Below are 1,172 nucleotides of genomic sequence, written 5' to 3'. Positions count from 1 at the left end.
ACCCCTTGTATCTGCACGGACAGAGATTTGTGCGATGGAAGCGACTGAGCCTCGAACCGGATGGCCATCCGATTCGAGGCTTGGCGAAGTCGCCCGACGCCCCTGCGGCCACAACCGTGGATGAGCCTGGGATCTTCGCCTTTCGTCACGCACGACCGAATAGTCGCTTGGCTCCAATCGCACGCACAAGGCAGGTTACCGTGAACAAGACCATCTGTGGAGTGGATGTTTCGAAAGAATGGCTCGATGCCGATGTCGAGCCGAGCGGGGCGGCAAGCCGCTTCCGCAACGATGCGGCAGGCATAGCCGATCTGGTCAGTTGGTGTCAGAGCCATGACGCCGAGCTTGTCGTCATGGAGGCCAGTGGCGGCTGCGAGCGTCTGGCGTTCCTGCTGCTGTGGGAGCTCAATCTGCCCTGTGCCCTCGTCAATGCGCGCGGCGTACGCCGTTTTGCCGAGGCGATGGGCTTCCTGGAAAAGACCGACAGGATCGATGCCGCCATGATCGCCCGCTACGCCCAGGTCAAGCAGGTGCAACCGATGCCACCGCCGAGTGCTGCCCAACAGCGGCTCAAGGCCTTGGTGGCGCGGCTCTGCCAGGTCACCGGCGATCTCACTGTTCAGAAGCAGCGCAAAAGCGCGCTGCTCGACGCCGAGATCATCGATAGCCTCGATGAGATCATAGCCCTGCTCAAGCGCCAGAGCCGCCGGCTGGAAGGCGAGATCGCTTCGCTGATCGACGATGATCCTCTGTGGGCATGCCTCGACAAGGCTTTCCGTTCGCTCAAGGGCGTCGCCTCCCGTGCCGTGGCCCGCCTGATGGCCGAGTTGCCCGAGATCGGCATCCTCTCCAACAAGGCCATCGCCAAACTCGCAGGCCTGGCGCCGATCGCCAACGACAGCGGCAAACGCAACGGCCGCCGGCCGGTCCGGGGCGGACGTGCCGGACCGCGCTCGCTCCTCTTCCTCATTGCCCGCATCGTGGCCAAATACGATCCGCACATGGCCGCCTTCCATCAGCGGTTGCAGGCCGCCGGCAAGGAGAAGATGGTCATCCGCATCGCGCTCGCCCGCAAGCTGCTCGTCATCCTCAATGCAAAAGCACGTGACGCGCGCAAAGAGTTCGCAAATGCAACTTGACACCCAAGATAGTCGCTCATCCGTCTCGGCGCT

Annotated in this window: 1 protein-coding gene; it reads left to right on the top strand. The window is 63.1% G+C overall.

What is annotated here, in order from left to right:
- The first annotated feature begins 200 nt into the window (after positions 1-200).
- Entirely contained in the window at positions 201-1,139 is a 939-nt protein-coding gene (locus tag FJ423_RS33365; RefSeq protein ID WP_140848036.1) for an IS110 family transposase, read from the top strand.
- The last annotated feature ends 33 nt before the right edge of the window (positions 1,140-1,172 follow it).

This window comes from Mesorhizobium sp. B2-8-9 (assembly GCF_006439475.1).
Taxonomy (GTDB): domain Bacteria; phylum Pseudomonadota; class Alphaproteobacteria; order Rhizobiales; family Rhizobiaceae; genus Mesorhizobium.
Note: the sequence above shows the minus strand (reverse complement) of the source record. Positions and strands in the feature narration are given on the sequence as shown.